Below are 22,633 nucleotides of genomic sequence, written 5' to 3' on the forward strand. Positions count from 1 at the left end.
GCAAATGTAACGAAAGCGAAACAATGAAAAGCGCGAAGTAGCTTAGATTTTAACTTGGACAGACCTCATTTCTTTGGCATGAAAATCAATCCTTCAAATTCCTTAACTTAATGCTTTTAATCTTGCTTTATGAAGAAATTCAAGTTTCCCAATCCGTTTACAGTACTCTATATCATTATCGTACTAAGTGCAATAGCCACTTTTTTAATGCCAGCTGGAAGCTTTTCAACCTTAAGTTATGATGCAGGCAACTTTATTATTGAAGGCAAAGAGAACACCATTTCTTTAAAAGCAAGTCAATCGGTTTTAGACAGCCTAAACCTTAAAATGGAGCTTGCTAAATTTGAGGAAGGTAAAATCAGAAAGCCCGTTTCCATTCCCAATACTTACAGCGAAATGGAATCGAGTCCGCAGGGATTAATGGCCATTGTGTATGCCCCAATCAAAGGCATTTACGAGTCGATTGATATTATCCTTTTTGTATTGATTATCGGAGGGTTTATTGGTGTGTTTACCGCTTCTGGTGCTTTTGATCGAGGCTTAGCCTCGCTTTCAGAAAAAATGAAAGGGAGAGAAAAGTGGCTAATTGTAGCGGTGATGGTTTTGGTTGCGATAGGAGGAACTACCTTTGGAATGCAGGAAGAAACGATCGCTTTTTACCCAATTCTAGTCCCCATTTTTTTAGCTGCTGGCTATGATCTTATTGTGCCTGTCGGAGCATTATATGGAGGTTCTTGTATTGGCTTAATGGGGGCAATGATCAACCCATTTGAAACCATAATTGCTTCCGATGCAGCAGGTGTAAGTTGGACATTGGGTATTTACAGCCGACTGGCGATGCTCATCTTAGGAGGCATTGTGGTGATTACTTATGTGTTGCGATATGCTGAAAAAGTGAAGAAGGATCCCAAACAGTCGCTTTTGTTTCAATTAGAAATTGAACAGCCCTTTGCTACTTTGAAGAAAACAGATAAAGTAGAAAAATTGAGTTTTAAAACTCAGCTGCTGTTAGTGCTTTTTGGCTTCACCTTCATTGTTATGGTGTATGGTGTTTCTAGCTTGGGTTGGTGGTTCGAAGAAATGACAGCTCTGTTTTTGGTCAGTGCCTTGTTTTTAGGTCTCATCATTCGTTTAGGTGAAAATGTTTTTGTGAATGCCTTTATTGCTGGGGCGAAAGATTTGCTAGGAGTTGCTTTAATTATTGGTGTGGCACGTGGTATTACCATTGTGATGAACGATGGACAGATTTCAGGTACCATCCTGAATTATGCTTCCAATATGGTGAGTGGGGTAGATGGGCTGGTGTTTTTGCCTGTGTTGATGTTGGTATTCTTTGTATTGGCTTTCTTTATTTCTTCTTCATCAGGCTTGGCTTTGGTAAGTATGCCCATTATGGGCGCTTTGGCCAATGTGGTGGGTGTGCCTACGGAAGAAATTGTAAATGCCTATGTATTCGGTTTTGGCTTGATGATGTTTATTACTCCAGCTGGAATTATCCTCCCTTCATTAAGTATGGTAAATGTGCCTTATAATATCTGGCTCAAATTTGTATGGCGTCCCATGTTGATGATGGCCGTTATCGGCATTGGTATTCTGGCGGTGGGTTACTTGATTTAAACCTTCTGTTTTGGGCTTGATACAAAAAAAATGTCCCGGTAGAATACCAGGACTGAATAAGTTTCAATTAAAAAGTAGAGTTTCTCTAGCGATTACATCACCAATATAGTAATTTTTTCAATACACCGTGTTACTATACTATTAACTAAAAAGCCCATTAATTTCTAAATTCACTTTTTCTACAATCAGAGAGTAATCCTCTACTTTGTTAACGAAGTCAAGATTGTTCACATCAATAATCAGGAGTTTGCCCATGTCATAGTTGCCAATCCAGTTTTCATAATGAGAGTTGAGGTTTTTTAAATACTCAATTCTAATCAATTCTTCATAATCTCTTCCTCGCTTTTGAATATTACCTACAAGTTTTGGGATGTCTGCTTTGAGGTAAATCAACAAGTCTGGCGGTTGCACATACTTGATCATAGACTTGAACAGTTCCAAATAATTTTGATAATCTCTGTCGCTTATAAAGCCCGACTGTTTAAGGTTGGCAGCGAAAATATGTGCGTCTTCGTAAATGGTTCTGTCTTGAATAGTGCCTTTTACCGATTCTTGAATAGCGGCAATTTGCTTAAAACGACTGTTCAAAAAATAAACCTGAAGGTGAAAAGACCATCGGCTCATATCTTCATAAAAATCCTTGAGATAGGGGTTGTCTTCAACCGATTCCAGTTCAACATTCCAATTATAGTCTCTACCTAGTTTCTTGGCTAATGTAGTTTTTCCAGAACCAATGTTTCCTGCTATTGCTACGTGCATACATTCTAATTAATGATTGCAAGTTAGGACTTAGCCCTCTTTTGAACAGAATTTTTCGCATAAAAAAAGTCTGTGGAAAACCAGACCTTTTTTACAAACACCCAATAAATATGAAGAGATTACTAATTTCTCTAAAGTTAATATGGTTACATATCTTTGACGTAAAAGCAAGGTTAACAATGTGTTACTTCTTTCTATAGATTGTTTATGACCATAAGATTTTTCATTCTGGGCTTTTCTTCCAAGATTATAGATATTTGCCTTTTCGATTAAATATTCATAAAAACCTCATGCCTGTACTTCCTTCTCAATATCAGGGTCCACCATTTTTCTATTTCAATGGTCATTTTGAAACCATTATTCCGAGCATAAGAAGGAAGGTGACGGGTGTTAGTTATGAAAGAGAACGCATTGAAACTCCTGACGATGACTTTCTCGATATAGACTGGGTACGAAAAGGGAATAACCGCTTATTAGTAGTGAGTCACGGACTGGAAGGAGATTCGGGAAGACACTATGTAACAGGGTTGGCAAAGCTTTTCGGTCAAAATGGTTGGGATGTTTTGGCTTGGAACAACAGAACCTGTAGTGGTGAAATGAACCGACAGAAAATCCTTTATCATCATGCCGCCAGCTATGATTTACGCAGTGTGATTGACCACGCAAATCAAAAGTATGATTATAAAGAAATTGGCCTTGTAGGAATAAGCATGGGAGGTGGGCAGACCTTACGTTACTTGGGGGAGTCGGATTTTCCGTTACCAAAAAACGTGAAAGGCGCTGTGGCCATTAGTGCACCATGTTCTCTGATTGAAAGTGCGGCTACTTTAAATCTTAGGGTGAATAAGGTGTATGAACAGAAATTCCTTGTAAAACTTAGAGAGAAGATAAAGAAGAAGGCCATACAATTTCCTGAAATTGATGTAAGCCAAATGGATACAGTAAAAACGCTGAAGGAATTTGATAACCTTTATTCTGGCCCCATTCATGGTTTTAAGGATGCAAAGGAGTTTTATGAGTTCTGCGACCCTTACCCTTTCATTAAAAATATTGAAGTGCCTATTTTGCTTATCAATGCACTTAACGACCCATTATTGGAAGGTGATTGCTATCCATATCAGTTGGCGGAAAAAATGCCAAACCTGTATTTAGAAACACCAAAAAGGGGAGGTCATGTAGGGTTCATCCTTGCTAAGAGCGAGTTTACTTATTCAGAACTCAGAGCCCTTGAGTTTTTGAATGAAGAGAAAGGTTAAGCAGAAAGTACCTGCTTCCATTTTTCTGATTCGGCATATTCTTTAATGACTTGGTTTCTTTTATAGAGAAGCTTGAACATGTATTTTTCTAAAACTATTTTGTCGAAGAGCCAACCAAGAATGCCCAATGGAGAAGTATAATTAAACTTATCTGTAACAAGTGTTTGTCCATTGCACTCTTCAAAATGGTGTTCATGTTTAAATGATTTGAAAGCTCCTTTCACCATCTCATCCACAAAGTAATGTGGGCTATTGAAAACTGTAATTTGGGAGGTAAGTTTTTGAGTGATGCCAAAGTGTTTCGCTTGCCAAGTTACTGTTTCGTTTAAGTTAATTAGACCTTCTGTTTTGCCTGCAATTGCTTTTTCATTGGTTTGACTTGTAGAAATCTGATGCAGGTCGATACTTCTTGATAAATCAAAACATCTTTGAATAGGAGCGTTAATTGTCATTTCAATTCGAATAACGGGCATATATAGCAAGCCTATTTTTTGAAAATAAAGTAAACTGCAAGTACTAAAAAACCAAAGCCAACAGCATGGTTCCACCTGAAAGTTTCAGTTTTAAAAACAACCAAAGCGAAAGCGGTAAAGACTACTAACGTAATTACCTCCTGAATGACTTTCAACTCTATTAAAGAGAAGGGACCTCCGTTTCCTTTAAATCCAATTTTGTTTGCGGGTACTTGAAAACTGTATTCAAAAAGCGCTATGCCCCAGCTAATCAAAACCACGGAAACCAACCCGAGTTTGCTAAACCATTTCCATTCAGCGAATTTTAAATGACCATACCAAGCAAGCGTCATAAATGCATTTGAGAGCACTAATAAACCAATTGTTAGAAGCGATTTCATAAGTTGAATTTTGACTCAATGTATAAATCGTTCTTCAATATTTATTCGCTTAAAAACGGCCCGAGCGAAATTTATTTTTGGTACTTAGGCCTTCGCTAATTTCTGGTCGTATTTTCCTGTACCTAAATCATGCAGCAGACTGAAATGACTCTTTAGGGCATCATAAAAAGTCTTGTGTTGGTAGTAAGGAATGCCGTATTTTTCGGCTGTTTGCTTTACTATTTTGGAGATGTTTCGGTAATGAACGTGACAGATATTTGGGAAAAGGTGATGTTCGATTTGATAATTCAATCCGCCTACATACCAAGAAAACCAGCGGCTGCCATTGGCAAAATTAGCAGTAGTTCTCAACTGGTGAATCGCCCAGTTGTTCTCCATACTTCCTTCTGCATTTGGGGTAAAGAAATCAGTTTCTTCAATCACATGGGCAGGCTGGAAGATAAGTGCTAGAATAAGACCAGAGATAAACTGCATCATTAAGAAACCGAGCATTACTTGCCACCAAGGTAAATCTACAATGAGGATGGGCAAAACAACTGTAAGTACAATGTATCCCACTTTGTAGAAGCTCAAGCGCCAAATGGCTTTTTTTAGTGTAAGGCCTTGGCCTACTAGTAAGTTCTTTTTGTTATAGTCAATTAGCTGTTTGAAATCTTTACTGAAAAGCCAATTCAATGTCAGCAATCCGTAAACAAATGGAGCGTAAAAAGCCTGAAATTTATAGCCTTTTTTGCGTGGCTGGCTTGGTGATAAGCGCATGACCGGATTTTCAAAGTCTTCGTCAAAACCTTCTACATTGGTAAAAGAATGGTGGAGTACGTTGTGTTGAATTTTCCAGTTGATATGGTACGCACCCAAAAAGTTGACTAAGAATCCGAAAAATTGATTTACGTTTTTTTTGTTAGAATAAGCTCCGTGATTAGCATCGTGCATTACCGATAAACCAATGCCCGACATGCCCATACTCATTAAAAACCAAATGCCCATCATTGGCCAAAAGGTGTTTACTGTACCTGATAAAAGTATAGCTAGCGGAATGAAGTATAAGCAAATCATGAAAGCAGTTTTTACTTTCATTGTAGCATTAGCCTGCTTAGAAATGTTATTTTCCTTAAAATATCCGTTTACGTTTTTTCTAAGTTCGGTAACAAACTCGGGTCTGTCTTGGGTATTGAATTTAACAGCAGGAGTACTCATATCGGATTTTTTGCTTTGATACAAAAGTAATGCGAATTGAGTTTAGTTGGTGAAGTTCAGCCAAAGTTTTGATTATCGGTGAACCAATTCATTTTTGGTTTTCAATCCACTGAGTCAAAACGCTTTAAAGCCAAGTCTGAAATAGAATTACCAATGGATAAAGAGGAGGTAGCTGCTGGCGAAGGCGCATTACATACGTTAATCGCACTTTTAGTTTCTATGATCGAGAAGTCATCTAATAAACCGCCAGTTCTGTCGCAGGCTTGTGCACGAACACCCGCACCGCCATCAATCAAATCATCAGATTGAATTTCTGGAATCAACTTTTGCAAAGCCTTGGTGAATGCAGCTTTACTGAAAGAACGGTACATTTCGCCAAAACCAGTTTTCCAGTATTTCATGGCAACTTTTTGGAAGCCTGGCCACATTAATGACTCTGCCAATTCACCCAAATGAACCTGCGATTTTTTGTAGCCTTCACGTCTGAAAGCCAAAACAGCATTAGGTCCCGCTTCAATTCCGCCTTTCATCATTCTTGTGAAATGAACGCCTAAGAAAGGGAAGTTGGGATCGGGAACGGGGTATATCAAATGCTTTACCAAATACTCTTTTTCTGGTTTCAGTTTGAAATACTCACCCCTAAAAGGAATGATTTTCAAGTCTACATCTTGAGAGGTTTTTCTCGCGATTTTATCGGAATACAAACCGCAACAGTTGATTACAAGCTTGGCTTCAAATGAGTTGTCATCGGTAGAAACATTCGAATATTGACCTTGATCGGAAATGCTGGTTACCTTGGTGTTCAATCGAATTTCACCGCCCAACTCCTTGATTTTCTCTCCGTACTTTTCGGCCACCAGTTTATAATCTACAATGCCCGTATAGGGAACATTGAGGGCTGCAATCCCTTTTACGTGCGGTTCAATTTCATTCATTTCTTCGATAGAAATTCTTGAAATTTTGTCTAAGCCGTTTTGTAAACCTCGCTGATATAAGTTTTCTAAAAGTGGTTTTTGAAAGTCATCAGTGGCTACCACAATTTTCCCACATAGTTCGTAAGGAATGCTTTCTTGATCGCAAAAATCAATCAGCATATGGTAGCCATTAATGCAGTTTGTGGCTTTTAAACTTCCGGGTTTGTAGTACAAGCCAGAGTGAATTACACCACTGTTATTTCCAGTTTGATGCGCTGCTAAGGCACCTTCCTTTTCAACAAGAAGGAGCTTAAGGTTAGGCTTTTTCTTTAAGGTTTGACAGGCTGTTGCTAAACCTACAATACCACCGCCAATAACAATCACATCGTACCTCATTTTAGAAAGGTAAGTCGTCTGAACTATCACTGTTTAACCAATCTGGCTCATCGTTGGCTGATGGTGGGGGAGGCGTATTTCCGTTGGCTTGTGGTGCTGCACTTTGCCCAGCAGATTCAGGAGTAATTCTCCAAGCTTGTAAAGAGTTGAAATATTTTACCTGACCTTGAGCATCAGTCCATTTTCTTCCTTTAAGGTTGAAACTCACGTTTACAGTCTGGTTAGGTTTAAAACTATCTAGTAAATCGCACTTGTCTTGGATGGCTTCAAATTTCACATACTCAGGGTATTGTGGGTTTTCAGCGTATTCTACAACAAACTCTCTTTTTTTGAAAGAGGCAGATACTTGTTGGGTAGGGAATATTTCGAGGAGTTTAGCTTTGAGTTCCATTTTCTAAATTTTGCTCAAAACAATTGATTAAATGACCAAGATGCAAATTCAATTTGAAACTATATTTGCTTTGGTTCAAAACCTTTTTTCAAAACATAAGTCAAAGGCACGAACAATCGGTTTAGAGAATTCTTCTTTTAATAGATGAAAATACTCATATTGATCCTGATTTGACTGACTACTATTATTGACAAGACTACGTTGAGGAGCCTATTTCTAACTTTATTTGGGGTACTATTTATCGCTGTATCAGCAAACGCTCAGGTCACTACCGAAGGTAGAGACTTCTGGTTTGGCTTTATGGACAACGCGAGTGCGGAGTCTATAGAAATTTATATAAGTGCTGAAAGAACTACATCGGTGACCATTCAGGCTCCGTTGGATGCTTTTAATGTAACCGTAACCGTTGACCCAGGAGTTTCTAAAAAAGTAGTACTTCCCTTAAACCTTATGCCTACAGATGAAGGTAAGCATGGTTACGGTATTCATGTTACTTCCGACAACCCCATTTCTTTATATGCCTTAAATAAACGTCAGTTTAGTGCAGATGCGGCTGTTATATTGCCTACACCTGCTTTGGGCAATGAATATTATGTAGTAGCACATATGGAACCCCCAGGGGACATAGTGGAAAGTTCTAGGGAATCTGAGTTTTTAGTGGCAGCCTCGGAAGATGGAACTCAAATTGAAATTACGCCTACTGGCAATACCTATAACGGCTGGCTGAAGGGTATTCCTCAAACCATAGAGCTGAATGCGGGAGAAACTTATTTAGTGAAATCTGATGAAGATTTAAGTGGCTCCTATGTTCGTACTGTAAGCCAAAACAGTGCTGAGTGTAAGAATATAGCCGTTTTTGGGGGGAATGTGTTTACTAATGTTGGGGGGTGTGGGCCAGCTAGAGATCACTTGTTAGAACAAATGTTTCCTGTTTCTACATGGGGAAAGAACTTTCTCTTTGTTCCGTATGAAACTAGACAAGGAGGAGATTATGTGAAAATTATTGCTGCTGAGAATGATACCAGAATTTCAATCTCAAGAATGTCACAAACACTGATTTTGAATGCTGGCGAAGTAAAGATCTATAAAGCTTTGGATGGTGTCAGAACCATTTCAGCGGATAAACCTATTACGGTGGCTCAGTTTAGCCGTAGTCAAGATTGCGATGGAGTACCTTCCGACCCGTTTATGATCATTGTGAGTCCGTTAGAACAGAGGATTAAATCGGTTACCTTCAATGCTTTTGTGGTTCAAAATATTGCTAAATATTACCTAACCTTAATTACAGCGAGCGATGCCGTAAAAGATGTGTTTTTGGATGGTGTGGATATAACAAACCAATTTAAAACAGAAGGAGATGCGGCCTATGCATCGTTGAATATTGCCCAAGGAAACCATAGACTTACTGCTCCAGAAGGTGTAATTGCCTATGTGTATGGTTATGGAAATGCAGAGTCATTCGGTTACTCTGCAGGAGCAAGCCTTGAAAACCTGAATGCCCAACTTTTATTAGCAGACGCTACCCTTAATATTATTGCTGATGAAGGATGTTTGAATTCAGATATAGATTTTAAAATTCAGTTTGAAACTATACCGGGCGAAGACCCTCTTTACACAGTTTTTGATTGGCATTTTGATGATGGTGCAATGGCGACTGGCGAGGAGGTAAACCATACTTATACCACACCTGGTGATTATGTGATCAGAGTAATTGCTTCTAATGGAGAAGGCAGTTGTGGTAATTCGGAAGTTTTCACCAAACAGATTTCTATTTTAGAAGTGGAGGCTTCAGAAATAATGGGGCCACAATCTGTGTGTCCTAATGTTCAAAACATTGACTACTCCATTGAAGGTGCCGATGGTAATACTTATGAGTGGATTATTTCGGCTGATGGACAAATCACCAGTGGTCAAGGAACAAGTCAAGTTAAAGTGGCTTGGGGAGCACCAAATGACAATGCATTTTTGAAAGTAGTACCTAGAAACACCTTGGGTTGTATTGGCGAAACACTTGAAATTCCTGTGAAGATTAATAAAGAGCTTACTCCGCCATTACCAACAGGTGCCGCTGAAGTATGCTTCGATGATTATCAAGAGGTGACGTATTCTACTCTGCAAACAAATGGTTCAGTTTACACTTGGGAAGTAATTGGTGGAACCTTCGTCAATGGTGTAAACACTGGAAACGAAGTAAAAGTAAAATGGAATGGGGTAGGAACTGGTAAAATTAGATTTTTGGAATCAAACCCTTTAGTAGCTGATTGTGATGGATACTCTGAGTATTTGTCGGTGATTATCTATTCAGAGATTAAGCCTGCAGCGAATATTACTAATATTTCATGTTTTGGATTGACCAATGGCGCAATTGAACTCACTGTAACAGGCGGTAAACCCGGAAATTATACAGCTTCATGGGACAATGGAATGGTAGGCCTATCAATTTCAGGACTAAAGGCTGGTAACTATGAGGCCACCATCACAGATGCTGCGGGTTGTGAAGTTGTTAAAACTTATACCATTACAGAACCTACTCCTTTAACGGTTACTGATGGCTCAATTTTACCAGTAAGGTGTTTTTCAGAAACCAACGGAAGTATCGCATTAAACATTACAGGCGGAACACCGAACGCGCAAGGTAAGTACTCCATTAAAGTAGTAGGAGTTAATTTTGACAAGACTTACAGCGAACCTGTTATCACCAATTTGCCAGCAGGTGGTTATGCCGTTACTGTTACCGATGCCAATGGCTGTAAAGTTTCCAGAAGCTATACCATTAATGAGCCACCCGCTTTAGAACCTTTCTTGGAGTCATTCCTAAACCTTCCTATTTGTCCACAGGCTACTAACGGAACAACATATATTGAAGCCAAAGGAGGAACTCCAGACTACCAATTTTACTGGAGCAATAAACCAAATATTGACTCTCAAGAAGGAAGTGACTTTTCACAAGGGGCTTATTCATTGACGATTAGAGATGCCAGTGGTTGTGAAACAGTAATGGACTTTGATGTGGAAGAGCGCTTTCCCAAAATATTCATTCCAAATGCATTTAGCCCTAATAATGACGGTGTAAACGATGAGTTTAAACCAGTAACAGACTGTAATCTTCAATACAGTATTCAAATTTTTAATAAGTGGGGAGAAATAGTTTTCTCTACGGAAGACATCACCGAAGGCTGGGATGGAAGATATAAGGGAACAAAGGTTCAAGACGGGCAGTACAGCTACATTATTTTCTATGCGGGTGCTTTAAACGGTGTAAGCTTCGAAGAAACCAGAAGAGGTTCACTAAAGCTGTTCAGGTAAACGGAGTGTAATTCGTTCATAAAGCTAAAATAAAACACGTATATTAATAATTGTTTTAGTATACCACTTATGAATAAGGCGAATTGAGGAGCGTTTTACTATCATTTATTGTTTTGTTAAGCTTTGGCTTTTCTGCAAATGCCCAATTGACCACCGAAGGCAAAGACTTTTGGTTTGGGTTTATGCAGAATACCCAAGATGTGAGGAGGCCTAGCATTATTGATCATCTACCTTCCAACCTAGAAGTTTTTTTTACTAGCAAAGAAAGAGCGCAAGTTTCTGTGCATGTTTTTGCAGATGGCCGTACTTTGGATATTGTGGTTGAGCCCGGTATTACGCTTAGTGTCTTAATAAGTAAATCGGTGTATAATCCATATGCTGCGATTGGTTCTGGCTCAATAGAAACCAAGGCCATCCATGTCACCTCTGATGTGGATATAAGTGTGTATGCTTTAAATAGGAATCCGCATCACGAAGATGCAACTGTTATTCTCCCTACCCCAACCCTTGGGAATGAGTACTATGTTATTGGTCATGAAGAGCTAGGGCCTCTAAATGGCCCCAAAACAAAGTCGGAGTTTCTGATAGTGGCCTCAGAAGATAATACGAGGATTGAAATAACCACATCTGTAGACGCTGATGGTGGTTTCTCTGCAAATACACCAAAGCAAATCACTTTAAATAGAGGGGATATTTTTCAGGTCCAATCGGATAAAGATTTAAGCGGGACTTATATAAAAGCAATAGGAACTGAGCCTAGTGAGTGTAAGAACATAGCTGTTTTTGGGGGCAGCCAAGGCTCTAGTGTAGGCTATTCAACGGCTATTTCATGGTCTCATTTATACGAGCAAATGTTTCCACTCTCTGCATGGGGGGAAAACTTTTTGTATATACCCTACGAATCAAGCCAAAAGTTGGGGGATTACGTAAAAATCATGGCATCTGAGGATGGTACCAAGGTAACGATATCTGGGCTTGATGAAGATATCGAGATGCAATCGGGTGAGGTGGTCAACTTAGAAGCATTGAAAGGGGTAAGGACAATTGTGTCCAATAAACCCGTTTCCATGGCGCAATTAAGTCAAAGTAGAAGTTACAATACTTTCATGATCATGCTAAGCCCCCTGGAGCAGAGACTGAAAGCCATTACATTTGGGGCTATAAGGTCAGAAAAGTTTAAGAATTACTACCTCACTTTAATCACCACAAGAGATGCACTAAGAGATATTATTTTGGATGGAGTTGATATTACCAATCAATTTATTGTTCATGGAAATGCGGCTTATGCCTCAATCATTATTGACCGTGGCAGTCATAGTTTGACTGCTCCAGATGGAGTAATAGCTTATTTAAATGGCTTCGATCCTTCCACTTGGACAGAATCTATCGGCTATTCAGCTGGTGTGAGCTTGAAGAACCTAAATGCACAACTCGTGATGGATGATGAGACCATTGATGGCATACAAAGAGAAGCTTGTTTAAATTCAGAAATTGATTTTGCAGTAGATTTTGATACCGCACCAGATGAAGATCCGCCTTACACCGTGTTCGATTGGGATTTTGGTGATGGCCAGACTGCCTCTGGTCAAAAGGTCAAACATATATATACTGTGGCAGGTGATTACGAGGTTACTTTGATTGCTTCTAATGGTGATCTCAGGTGTGGAGAATTTGAAACGTTTACAAGAGATATCAGAGTCCTCAATGTTGAAGTAGACGGGATTATTGGATCACAGTCGGTTTGCCCAGACGTCAATGGTATTGAATACATCGTTCAGGGGGCAGAAGGAAACAGCTACGAATGGATTGTTGAAGGAGGTACGCTGAATACCAATACAGGGGATAAGGCTTTGGTCGACTGGGGAGTTTCAAATCCAAACGCTTTTCTCAAGGTAATTCCAACGAACGACAAAGGGTGTATCGGAGACACCATAACTTACAATGTGGTGATAAACAAAGAACTTGAACCTGCCTTACCACAATCCAATGGAGTTTTTGACGATGGAGTTTGCCTGTCAGACATTGAAGATGTAACCTATTTCACCCCTCAAACCAATGGGTCTATATATACTTGGGAAATAGATGGGGAAGGTGAATTTATAAACAATGTTAATACAGGAAATGAGGTACGGGTGAGATGGAATAGTGTAGCCGCTGGCCGTATAAGGTATTTAGAATCCAACCCTTTGATACCAGAATGTGATGGCTACTCCGATTACCTGAATGTCACCATTTACCCTGTCATTCAATCTATTCCTGTAATTACGAGCGTGTCTTGTCATGGTTTTTCAGATGGCACGATTCAGTTAAACGTTTCTGGTGGAAAAGAGGGTACTTATACTGCGGAATGGGACAACGGCATGTCTGGCTTAACCATAACAGGCTTGGCGGCTGGCGATTATGAGGCTACTATTACTGATCAAGCTGGCTGCATGCAAGTAGAGCGCTATACTGTGCCCCAACCTAATGCGCTGGAAATAATAGAAGCTAATGTGACTATTGATCCTGTACGTTGCTTCCAAGAGTCTAATGGCGGAATTAACCTGGATATTACTGGTGGAACCCCCAATGCGCAAGGAGAGTATTCTATTCAAGTGGTTGGAAATAATTTCGACAGAACTTATGATACATCCATGATCACGGACTTACCTGCAGGTGATTATGAGGTTACAGTGACGGATGCCAACGGTTGTGGGGTTTCTAGAACCTATACGGTAACCGAACCACCGGCTTTAGCGCCATTTTTAGACTCATTCATTAATCAACCGATTTGCCCTCAAGCCAACAATGGAAAAACTTATATTGAAGCCATTGGTGGTACGCCAGACTACCAATTCTATTGGAACAATAAATCAACATTGGATTCACAGGAGGGAAGCGATTTCTCCAGAGGATCCTATTTTCTAACCATTGTAGATGCGAATGGTTGTGAGACCGTTATGGATTTTGACGTGAAAGAGCGCTCCCCTAAAATTTTCATTCCAAATATTTTTAGCCCTAATAGTGAAACTGAAATAAACAAAGAGTTTAAGCCAGTGACGGACTGTGACCTTCAATACAGCATGCAAATCTTTAATAAATGGGGAGAGATCATATTCTCTAAAGAAGATGTTACCGAAGGCTGGGACGGCACCTACAAAGGGAAAGAAGTTCAAGATGGGCAGTACAGCTACATCATTTTCTATTCGGGTGTCTTAAATGGTGTGAGTTTCGAAGAAACCAGAAGAGGTTCGCTGAAACTTTTTCGCTAGACTTCCTTACCAAATCAAAGCCTTTCTTTAATTTCAGCATTGGACTGAAAACTTATTATTTTGGCATTAACGGTTTATAAATCTTCCGCAGGTTCGGGTAAAACCTTTACGCTCGTAAAGGAATATGTCAAGTTGCTGATTAAAAGGCCACAAGACTTCAAGCATATCTTGGCCATTACCTTCACCAACAAGGCTACGGAAGAAATGAAAACCCGTATTCTCAAGGCTTTGGAAGAAATGGGAGCGGGCAAAGAAACGCAGCTGTTTAAAATATTAGTGACCGAACTTGCCGCAGAACTCACTCCACTTAACATTCAACAAAGGGCAGAAGAAGCCTATGACCTGATTATTCATAATTATGGTCGGTTTGAAGTGTCCACCATCGACAGTTTCTTTTCTAGGGTGCTCAAGTCTTTTGCTAGAGAATTGGATTTGCCACTCAGTTACGAAGTAGAAATGAATACTTCCATGGCCTTGCAAGAAGCCATGAATGAGCTTTTCAAAAGCTTGGACGACAATAAAGAAGTACGGCAATGGCTTACGCAATATGCGAAAGAGCAAATTGAAAGCGATAAATCGTGGAACGTAGATCAGCAGATCGAAAAGCTTGGTGGTAACCTCTTCAGAGAATCTTTCCAAGACGGTTTTAGCGGGCTAAACCTTAGTTTCGATGAACTTAAAACGATCATTGAATCACTTAGGTCAGATATTAAGTCTTTTGAAGTACAACTAAAAAAGTATGGAAATGAAGCTTTAGATTTAATTTCTCAGCATGGGTTACAAGTAGCAGATTTTAGTGGCGGCCAAGCACGAAGTGTGGCCAATACATTTGTGAAGCTTACTAATAAGGATTACAAACTTACTTCTACTTTTATTAAAACCGTAAATGGTGATAGCAATTGGTACGCTCAAAAGTCAGATAAGAAAGCAGAAATAGATCAATTGGTGTCGGGTAGGTTTGGAGAGATTTGTCAAGGTATTGTTGATTTTATTGAAGACAACGAAAGTGACTACAACTCCGCGAAAGCTATTCTAAAAAATGTGTATGCTTTTGGTTTATTAGAAGAGCTGAATAAGTATTTAAAAGAATACCGCGATGAGCACAACGTAATGCTTATTTCGGATACGAATATCATTCTCAAAGATATTCTGGAGCAAGCCGATGCGCCTTTTATTTTCGAAAAGCTCGGTAGCTTCTACAAGCATATTATGATCGATGAGTTTCAGGATACTTCCAATTTTCAATGGAGCAACTTAAAACCTTTGATCATTAACGCCCTTTCAGAAGATAATGAAGTGCTGATAGTTGGAGATGTTAAGCAATCTATTTATCGTTTCAGGGGCGGTAATATGCGTTTGTTACTTTCACAGGTGAAGGAAGAACTAGGTGCTTTTTATCCTAAAGAAGCCGATCAGGTGCTGAATGACAACTGGCGAAGTTTGAGTAGTATTGTCAACTTCAATAATAACTTGTTTGGAAAACTGCCAGAAGCTTTCGGTAAAAACGAAGTACTGCATGACACATCTTTGTTTACCCAAGCCTATGAAAACCACGAGCAACAAATTCAAGGAGGAGAAGGCGGCTACGTGCAAATGCGTTATTATTCTTCTTCCGATGAAGAAGATGAAAAATGGCAGACACAATCTGTTAAGGACCTTCTAATTCAAATTAGAGAGAACAAAGAAAAGGGCTTTTCACTGAGCGATATGCTTATTTTGGTGAATCGTAACAAGGAAATTTCAGATATTGCCACTGCTTTTCTAAGCGAGAAAATTCCATTTATCAATGGTGAATCGCTCAAGCTTCAACAGAGCGAATCGGTTTTATTTGTGCTGGAATTACTCCGCTATTTACAATCAGGTAAGGATGAAGTGCTCATGCTCAACCTCATCAGTCTTTTCTTCAGGTTGAACGATATTCCAGAGCAAGCTGTAATGCTGCGCGGAAAAGGAGAACGAATGACTTTGGAAGAAGCAGGTTTTCCTCAAGAGTTCCTAACCAGACAATACGAAATAAAGCAGTTTGCACTTTTTGACTTGGTGAGTGAGTTATTGCTCATGTTCGACATCGAAAAGAAGGCAGATGTGTACTTGCAACAGCTTTTGGATGTTATTCTTGAGCAGTCACAGCGAGGCGCCAATTCCATCAATACTTTTTTAGAATGGTGGGATAAGGAAGGAGATAATCAAACGGTAGCCACAAGTGAGAAAACCAATGCCATAAGAATTCTGACGATTCATAAATCTAAGGGACTGGAATCTCCTATCGTGTTTATTCCCTTTGCCAATTGGGATATTTTGCCCAATGCTAACACACATCAGTTTTGGACGAAGAATATACCTGAGCAGTACCAATCGCTTCAGTACATTCCGCTAGATTTCAGTAAAAGCACATTGCTTAAATCTTATTTTCAAGAAGACTATTATACCGAAGCAACAGAAAGTGCGCTGGATATTCTCAATAAAACCTATGTGGCTTTTACGCGTCCCAGAGAGAAACTTTATTTAGCAGCGCCAATGCCAAAGAAGGCTGGCAGTTCTAGAATCCATGAGTTTCTACTGGATTTACTTCCTGAAATTGGATTGCTTTCTCAAGAAGAATCAACTTACACGCAGTTCAGTTTGGGTACAGATGGTCAAAAAATAGGGAGTGGAGAAGAAATAGATGCATCCGTAGCTATTGGCATTTATCCGCAAGTTTCCTTCCTCAATCAATTGACCATCCGCAATGATTCAGAACGCTTTTTCATGCTGCAAGAAACCGAAGAAGCGCAGAATATTAGTTTAGGAAATCAGGTGCACGAAGTGCTTTCTGCCATTCGGGTAAAGGAAGATTTAGAAATGGTTTTAAGGCAGTTTTTACAAGCTGGAGAATTAGACCATAATGCAATAGCGTTGGTGAAAGATCGAATCCTTAGGCTTTTTGATGACCCAAAAATCAGTGTCTGGTTTTCTGATGACTATGAAGTTTTCAATGAAAGAGAAATTTGGTTCGAAGGTAAAGCCCATAAACCAGACCGGCTACTGATTAAAGGAAAAGAGGCAGTGATTATCGACTATAAAAAGGAAAAGGAAAGCTCAGCCCATCAAGAACAAGTAAAACGCTATATGAACGCCATGAAAGCCCTTGGTTATGAACAAGTCTCCGGTCATTTAATCTATGTTGAACCAGTGATAGTGAAGGAGGTGGTAAATGGTTAAGCCCCGACTAGTTCTTTTGGCCCCATCCAACCTTCCCCGAAGGGGAAGGCTACGACAGAGGTCATTTTCAGCCTTTGAGCGTTTGTTTGGAGCACTGTCCCAATTTGTACATTTAGTAGCGTGTTTTAACAGTTTAATAAAACCACTTCAACCTAGAACTACCTCAGAAGCAAAAGCCTTCCCCCGTGGGGAAGGTTGGATGGGGCTTTTAAGCAGGTCTTCGGTATTACAAAAGTGTAAAATTTATAATACTGAACCTTGGATGGGACTTTTTGTAACCTGTAAAAGTATAGTTCAATAATGAAAACCTTCCACCACCTTATTGTAGAGCAAATTCAGGAAAGCGACTTGCAACAGTTGAAAGGCCATTGCTTTGTTTTTCCTACCAAACGTGGAGGCGTTTTCTTTAAGCGCGCTTTACTTCAAAAATACGGTCATCATCACTTTATGCTGCCCACCATTTTCAGTATTGAAGATTTTGTCCAGCGCATGACGGGCTTGTCGATTACGGATGAACTCACGCTGCTTTTTCACCTTTTCAAAATTTACCAAAAACGAGATCAAGATTTAGAATTCGATGCTTTCTATGCCTGGGGCAAAGTGATTTTAAAAGATTATGATGAGATAGACCGCTATTTGGCGAACGCCAAACAAATCTATTCGGACCTACAGAACATTAAAGAAATTGACCATGTTTTCGGCTATAATGACGAATTCAGAGAGATCATTGCCCGTTTTAGAACCCTGACGGAGAAGCAAGACAAGACGAAACTGCTCACTGAGTTTTTAAAAATCTGGAAAGAGGTTGGTGCGGTGTATGAAGATTTTCAAGGTGAATTGCTGAAGGAAGAAAAAGCTTATGGCGGTATGCTGTACCGCAATTTGGCTTCTGTGCTCAGTCAAGACCACTTTGAGCATCCTTTCGATTATTATCATTTTTGTGGGTTCAATGCCCTTTCCAAATCGGAAGAAGTGATTTTTGATGCCTTGGTAAAAGCCAAGCGCGCCCAACTCTATTGGGATACCGATAACTACTTCATGGTCGAGAAGAAGGAAGAAGCGGGCGATTTTATGCGGGAATACCGAACCAAGTGGCCCGACAGTATTTGGTTCGATGTCGATTCTTTAAGCGAACCGAAAACTGTGCATGTGCATGCCGTGCCTCAAAATATGGCACAGGCGCATTTGGCCGCAAAGTTGGCCGGGGAACTCATTCACCAAGGTGTCAAGCCAGAAGAAACTGCTATTGTGTTGGCCGATGAAAAGCTGTTGGTGCCCTTCCTTTACGCCATGCCATTGCACGACCATAAGGTGAACGTGACGATGGGCTACCCAATGAAGTCAACTATCGTTTTCGATTTTGTGCTGTGCTATTTGGAATTGATGCGAAAGGCACAAACCACCGACCAAGGTTTGGTTTTTCATACCTATGACCTTCGACCTTTTCTTTCCAACGCCTATACCGCGCTTTTTCACGAAGGCATTTATCAGCAATTGAACGAATGGTTTGTTCGGGAAAAGAAAACTAAAATTGGCTTGAACGAATTGCTGGACAAAGTGAAGTCTAGTCAGTTGCAAACCTTGCTCAAAGCGGGTAAAGAATGGGAGAACATTGCGAATGCCTTAAAGACTTACCTCACAGCCGCATTCTATGATTTTAAAGAGAAAGACAGCGGACTGACAGATCGTGAGTTTATCTATTTTTTCCTGAAGTCGCTCAATCAGCTGAACGACTACCTAAGGCAGAAAGAGGCCTTTTCCTTAAGGTTGATCAAGAAAATCATTCAGGAGCATTTCAGGGCCGTTAAAATACCTTTTGAGGGTGAGCCAGTGCAAGGTGTTCAGGTGATGGGTTTCCTAGAAACCAGAACCTTGGACTTCAAGCATATTATTGTGGTTTCGGCCAATGAAGGAAAACTTCCGACCGCCAGAAACTCAAATTCTTACATTCCTTATGGTTTAAGAAAGGTATTTCAGTTACCCACTTTCGAGGAGCAAGATGCCATTTATGCTTATCACTTCAAGAGATTGTTACAGCGGGCAGAAGAGGTGCATTTTATTTATGACAACACTACGCAAGGCGATTCGACAGGAGAGAGGAGCCGCTTTATTCTACAGCAGCTAAAGCGCTATAAGAAGCTTGAGCATTATACCATTCTAGAGAAATCATATGAAGGGCTTGTTCCGAAAGCTATCAATTCGAATGAGATTTCGATTCCAAAAGGGCCAGAGGTAAATAAACTACTGAGTCGTTTTTTGCAGGGCACAGAGGAGGGTAAGTTCTTATCGCCCACCTCGCTTACCAATTACATTACCTGTCCGCTAAAGTTCTACCTAAAAAACGTAGCCAGTTTTAGAGAATTGGATGATTTGGATGAAGACATTGATGCACGAAATCTTGGAATTGTAGTGCATGAGGTATTGGAGTTTTTATACAAACCTTGGCTAAACAGAGAAATTGGTGCAGAGCAAATTCGTTTGCTGAAGGGCTTGGTCGAAAAGCAGCTGATTGACTCTTTAGAACGAAACAAGATCATTCAGGAAAACCAACAACTGTCGGGCAGAGATTTGGTCACTAAACAGGTGATGGAGCAGATGATTCAAAAAGTATTGGATTTAGATGCCCTAGAAGCTCCTTTCAAAGTGATTGGTTTGGAAGCAGAAGAATTTGAAACGCTGGTGGCCATTGATGGAATTGGCAAAGCCAGGGTCAGCGGTACGATAGACCGAATGGATGAAAAGGCCAAAGAGCTGCGCATTACAGATTATAAAACTGGGAAGGTGGAATTTGTAGGCAAGGCGCTGATGTTTAAAGATCCGCAGGCTTATATCGATAAGTACTTCGATGATCCAAAATACAAATCTGGCTTCCAAGGCTACCTCTATGCAGTACTCACCAAAGGTCATTTTGATCTCCCTGTAAAAGTGGGCATTACGAGTATGCGTAAGTTGAGCGAAGGCACGCAGTGGCTCCGAGATGGCCAAGCCATTCCTGCTGATGCCATTGCTATGTTTGAAGAAAAGCTTCAAAACCTAGTGCGCGAAATCTACAGCCCAGCTATTCCATTCGCCCAAACCGATGACCTAAAACGTTGTGAATACTGCGAGTTTCAGCAGTTGTGCAAAAGGGGAGGGTGATGAATTATATGAGCCTGGCTTTTTTTCGTTCATCTTCTCTAAACCACAATTCATTTTCGATATGGTATCTCCAAAAAGAAGATTCGATTTCAAAAGCTAAAGGGTCGATAAGCTTGAGGTCATTTTTAAGTTTGTCAAAGTTCTCGTCTGTAAAATCATGAGTCCATAGAGAGTTTTCTAATACTTTTGTTTTCGTCTTGTCAAAATGACTTACTCTGACAACCATTTCTGAAAAACGTTCGATATTCTTATTTATATAGACCTCTTCGAAATCATTATCGTGATTAAGGTAAATAAGCTTTTCATCATCGAGGACATCGATACAAATTGGGTCTCCTGAACCATTGAATCCAATTGCATAAACGTCTTTGTATTCTTCATGATCCAAATCCCACATGTCCGAAACAAGTTGGATTTCTCCTTTCAGATAATCGAAAGCAAGATCACAAAAGACTTCTATGAATCCTTTATTTAGGAACTCTTTAGTTAATTCTGAGAAGGGTAGTTTGTATAAGGTTGAATTAGATACATGTATGAGCTCATCATTATTCCAAACTTGAATTAGGCCTTCTGGTGTCATAGAGTTACGATTTGAGGGATTAAGATAGTTGTTAAAGATTTGTTTAACGAGCATGATTTTAGAAATTAACAGGTCGCCCCGCTGGGGCTTGATTAACCTTAGCAACAAGCTTTTACAATCAGTGCACCCCGCTGAGGTTCGTTACATTCAAAAAGAAAAATTGGATTCAGAAGACTTATTTACCGGCATGGCCTGAGTTAGACTACAATTGTTAAAATCTTTAATAAAAGTCCCAGAGGGACGGCCTGTTTGTAGGATTACAAATAGGTATTGATCACCAAGCTCCGTAGGAGCGACCCATATTATCTCCAGTTCAATTCCCTTCAAAACCTAAAATCAATTATCTTTCGGTATGCGTATTTTGAAACTCCTCATTCTAGTCTTTGTACTCGGAATTCCCTCTAAAGCTTCGGCCCAAGAGATTTATAATGCTGATTATAGTTTTACCATAGAAGGCTTACCTGCTGGTGAAAATATGCGCTTAGCCTATTATTTGGGTGATAAGCAATACATCAAACAAGAGGCAACATCAAAAGAGGGAGGCTTGGTAACCTTTCAGATGGATACGGTGCATATAGGTTTGTATATGTTGGTTTTTCCAGACAACAATTACTTTGAGTTTGTAGCCAAAGAGCCTAAAATAGTGATGAAAACCATGAAGGACGATGTTATTGGCGGAATGCAGGTGGTTACTTCAGAGGAAAACAAGCAGCTTTTTGAATACCTAAAATTCAATAATCAAACCCAAATTGAGTTTAAAAAAATTGAAGAAGATACTAGCCTTGATGATTTTAGAAAGCTTGCAAAGCAAGATGAAATCGGAACGCAGAGGCAGGCAAAACGGACGGAAATTATAATGAAATACCCGAAAAGCTTTGTTGCCCAATTGATTAAATCTTCAATTGAATATGAGGCTAAAGAAGCACCTGCGGGGCTATCGGCTGAGGAAATTGATGCATTTAAATTTTACGATTATAGAAAACATTACTTCGATAATATTGATTTTTCAAAGGGTGATTTATTGTATTCGCCTGTCTATCATCCAAAATTGATGGCCTATATGGATCAACTTACACTACAGCAGCCAGATTCTTTAATTGCGGCTGTAGACTATGTTCTAGATAAGTCGAGTTTAAATGATGAGTACTTTAAATATACCCTAATTACCCTTTTGAATAAGTATGCCAAAGCAAAAATGATTTGTCATGACGAAGTTTATTTACACATGATTGACAAATATTACTTGAAAGGAAAGGCAGTTTGGATGGATGAAGAGGGGCTTTCAAGACTAAGAGTAAGTGCCGATAACCTAAGAAATAACCTCTGTGGCAGACTAGCGGTCAATTTTGAACTTCCAGATGTAAATGGTGCGAACCAGTCGCTTTATGCCCAATCAGCAGATTGGACAATACTCGCTTTCATGAAAATTGATTGTATTCCTTGCGAAAAAACCTTGGAAGAACTTTCTAAGATGGATGATGCAGTAATGCCTTCAAATAAGGTAGTAACAATTTATAAGCAAGCTGATCAAGCCGTTTGGAAAGGTGTTTTAATGAGCAAAACAAAATCGAACTGGGTCAATTTGATGAACAGCAACAATGGTTTGAATGAACTGCGTGACTATAATGTTCAATCTTATCCAACACTTTATTTACTCGACAAGGAAAAGAGAATAGTGCTCAAAAGGGTGAGCGCTTCTCAAATCATTGAATATCTCAGTAGCCTGAATTAGTAGTAGAGTCTTCTTATTCTATATAAACTAAGTCGATAGTTG

The 22,633-nt window shown here is 39.7% G+C and carries 14 protein-coding genes; 7 read left to right on the plus strand and 7 right to left on the minus strand.

The window, feature by feature from the left end; genetic code table 11:
- The first annotated feature begins 129 nt into the window (after nt 1–129).
- Nucleotides 130–1,617: a YfcC family protein gene (locus AAC026_RS08840; RefSeq protein WP_339697106.1), complete on the plus strand. Its 1,488-nt coding sequence runs from the start codon at nt 130–132 to the stop codon at nt 1,615–1,617.
- Between the two features lie 141 nt (nt 1,618–1,758).
- On the opposite strand, the gene AAC026_RS08845 is transcribed toward AAC026_RS08840, so the two are convergent.
- Nucleotides 1,759–2,376, minus strand: a complete 618-nt coding sequence (locus tag AAC026_RS08845) for a deoxynucleoside kinase (protein WP_339607783.1) — start codon at nt 2,374–2,376, stop codon at nt 1,759–1,761.
- Between the two features lie 290 nt (nt 2,377–2,666).
- Here AAC026_RS08845 and AAC026_RS08850 point away from each other — a divergent pair, with 290 nt between their 5' ends.
- Nucleotides 2,667–3,632: an alpha/beta fold hydrolase gene (locus tag AAC026_RS08850; RefSeq protein ID WP_339607782.1), complete on the plus strand. Its 966-nt coding sequence runs from the start codon at nt 2,667–2,669 to the stop codon at nt 3,630–3,632.
- Here the strand turns inward: AAC026_RS08850 and AAC026_RS08855 are convergent.
- The 5 genes from AAC026_RS08855 to AAC026_RS08875 all read right to left on the minus strand — a co-directional run bounded on the left by AAC026_RS08855 (nt 3,629) and on the right by AAC026_RS08875 (nt 7,383).
- Entirely contained in the window at nt 3,629–4,105 is a 477-nt protein-coding gene (locus AAC026_RS08855; RefSeq protein WP_339697108.1) for an SRPBCC family protein, read from the minus strand. The two genes, AAC026_RS08850 and AAC026_RS08855, sit on opposite strands and share 4 nt — an antisense overlap.
- A gap of 11 nt (nt 4,106–4,116) precedes the next feature.
- Complete coding sequence (locus AAC026_RS08860) at nt 4,117–4,485, minus strand: DMT family protein (RefSeq protein WP_339697110.1); 369 nt, start codon at nt 4,483–4,485, stop codon at nt 4,117–4,119.
- A gap of 84 nt (nt 4,486–4,569) precedes the next feature.
- Complete coding sequence (locus AAC026_RS08865) at nt 4,570–5,682, minus strand: acyl-CoA desaturase (RefSeq protein WP_339697112.1); 1,113 nt, start codon at nt 5,680–5,682, stop codon at nt 4,570–4,572.
- Nucleotides 5,683–5,783: 101 nt separating this feature from the next.
- Nucleotides 5,784–6,992 (minus strand): L-2-hydroxyglutarate oxidase, encoded by a 1,209-nt coding sequence (gene lhgO, locus AAC026_RS08870; RefSeq protein WP_339697418.1) that lies wholly within the window; start codon nt 6,990–6,992, stop codon nt 5,784–5,786.
- 1 nt (nt 6,993) lies between these two features.
- Nucleotides 6,994–7,383, minus strand: coding sequence for a DUF3127 domain-containing protein (locus AAC026_RS08875; protein ID WP_339607777.1), 390 nt, complete (start codon nt 7,381–7,383; stop codon nt 6,994–6,996).
- Nucleotides 7,384–7,584: 201 nt separating this feature from the next.
- Here AAC026_RS08875 and AAC026_RS08880 point away from each other — a divergent pair, with 201 nt between their 5' ends.
- The 4 genes from AAC026_RS08880 (at nt 7,585) to AAC026_RS08895 (ending at nt 20,279) form a co-directional block, all read left to right on the plus strand.
- The gene (locus tag AAC026_RS08880) at nt 7,585–10,689 is read left to right on the plus strand and encodes a gliding motility-associated C-terminal domain-containing protein (protein ID WP_339697113.1); all 3,105 of its coding nucleotides are present in this window, start codon (nt 7,585–7,587) and stop codon (nt 10,687–10,689) included.
- 83 nt (nt 10,690–10,772) lie between these two features.
- Entirely contained in the window at nt 10,773–13,940 is a 3,168-nt protein-coding gene (locus AAC026_RS08885; protein ID WP_339697115.1) for a PKD domain-containing protein, read from the plus strand.
- A gap of 60 nt (nt 13,941–14,000) precedes the next feature.
- Nucleotides 14,001–17,141, plus strand: a complete 3,141-nt coding sequence (locus tag AAC026_RS08890) for a UvrD-helicase domain-containing protein (protein WP_339697117.1) — start codon at nt 14,001–14,003, stop codon at nt 17,139–17,141.
- 300 nt (nt 17,142–17,441) lie between these two features.
- Nucleotides 17,442–20,279, plus strand: a complete 2,838-nt coding sequence (locus AAC026_RS08895; RefSeq protein ID WP_339697119.1) for a PD-(D/E)XK nuclease family protein — start codon at nt 17,442–17,444, stop codon at nt 20,277–20,279.
- A 4-nt stretch (nt 20,280–20,283) separates the two neighbouring features.
- On the opposite strand, the gene AAC026_RS08900 is transcribed toward AAC026_RS08895, so the two are convergent.
- Nucleotides 20,284–20,859: a hypothetical protein gene (locus tag AAC026_RS08900; protein ID WP_339697121.1), complete on the minus strand. Its 576-nt coding sequence runs from the start codon at nt 20,857–20,859 to the stop codon at nt 20,284–20,286.
- A gap of 352 nt (nt 20,860–21,211) precedes the next feature.
- On the opposite strand from AAC026_RS08900, the gene AAC026_RS08905 reads away from it, so the two are divergent.
- On the plus strand, nt 21,212–22,591 hold the full coding sequence (locus AAC026_RS08905) for a thioredoxin-like domain-containing protein (RefSeq protein WP_339697123.1): 1,380 nt from the start codon (nt 21,212–21,214) through the stop codon (nt 22,589–22,591).
- Nucleotides 22,592–22,633 lie beyond the last annotated feature (42 nt).

The sequence above is a fragment of the uncultured Roseivirga sp. genome (genome assembly GCF_963973945.1).
Taxonomy (GTDB): domain Bacteria; phylum Bacteroidota; class Bacteroidia; order Cytophagales; family Cyclobacteriaceae; genus Roseivirga.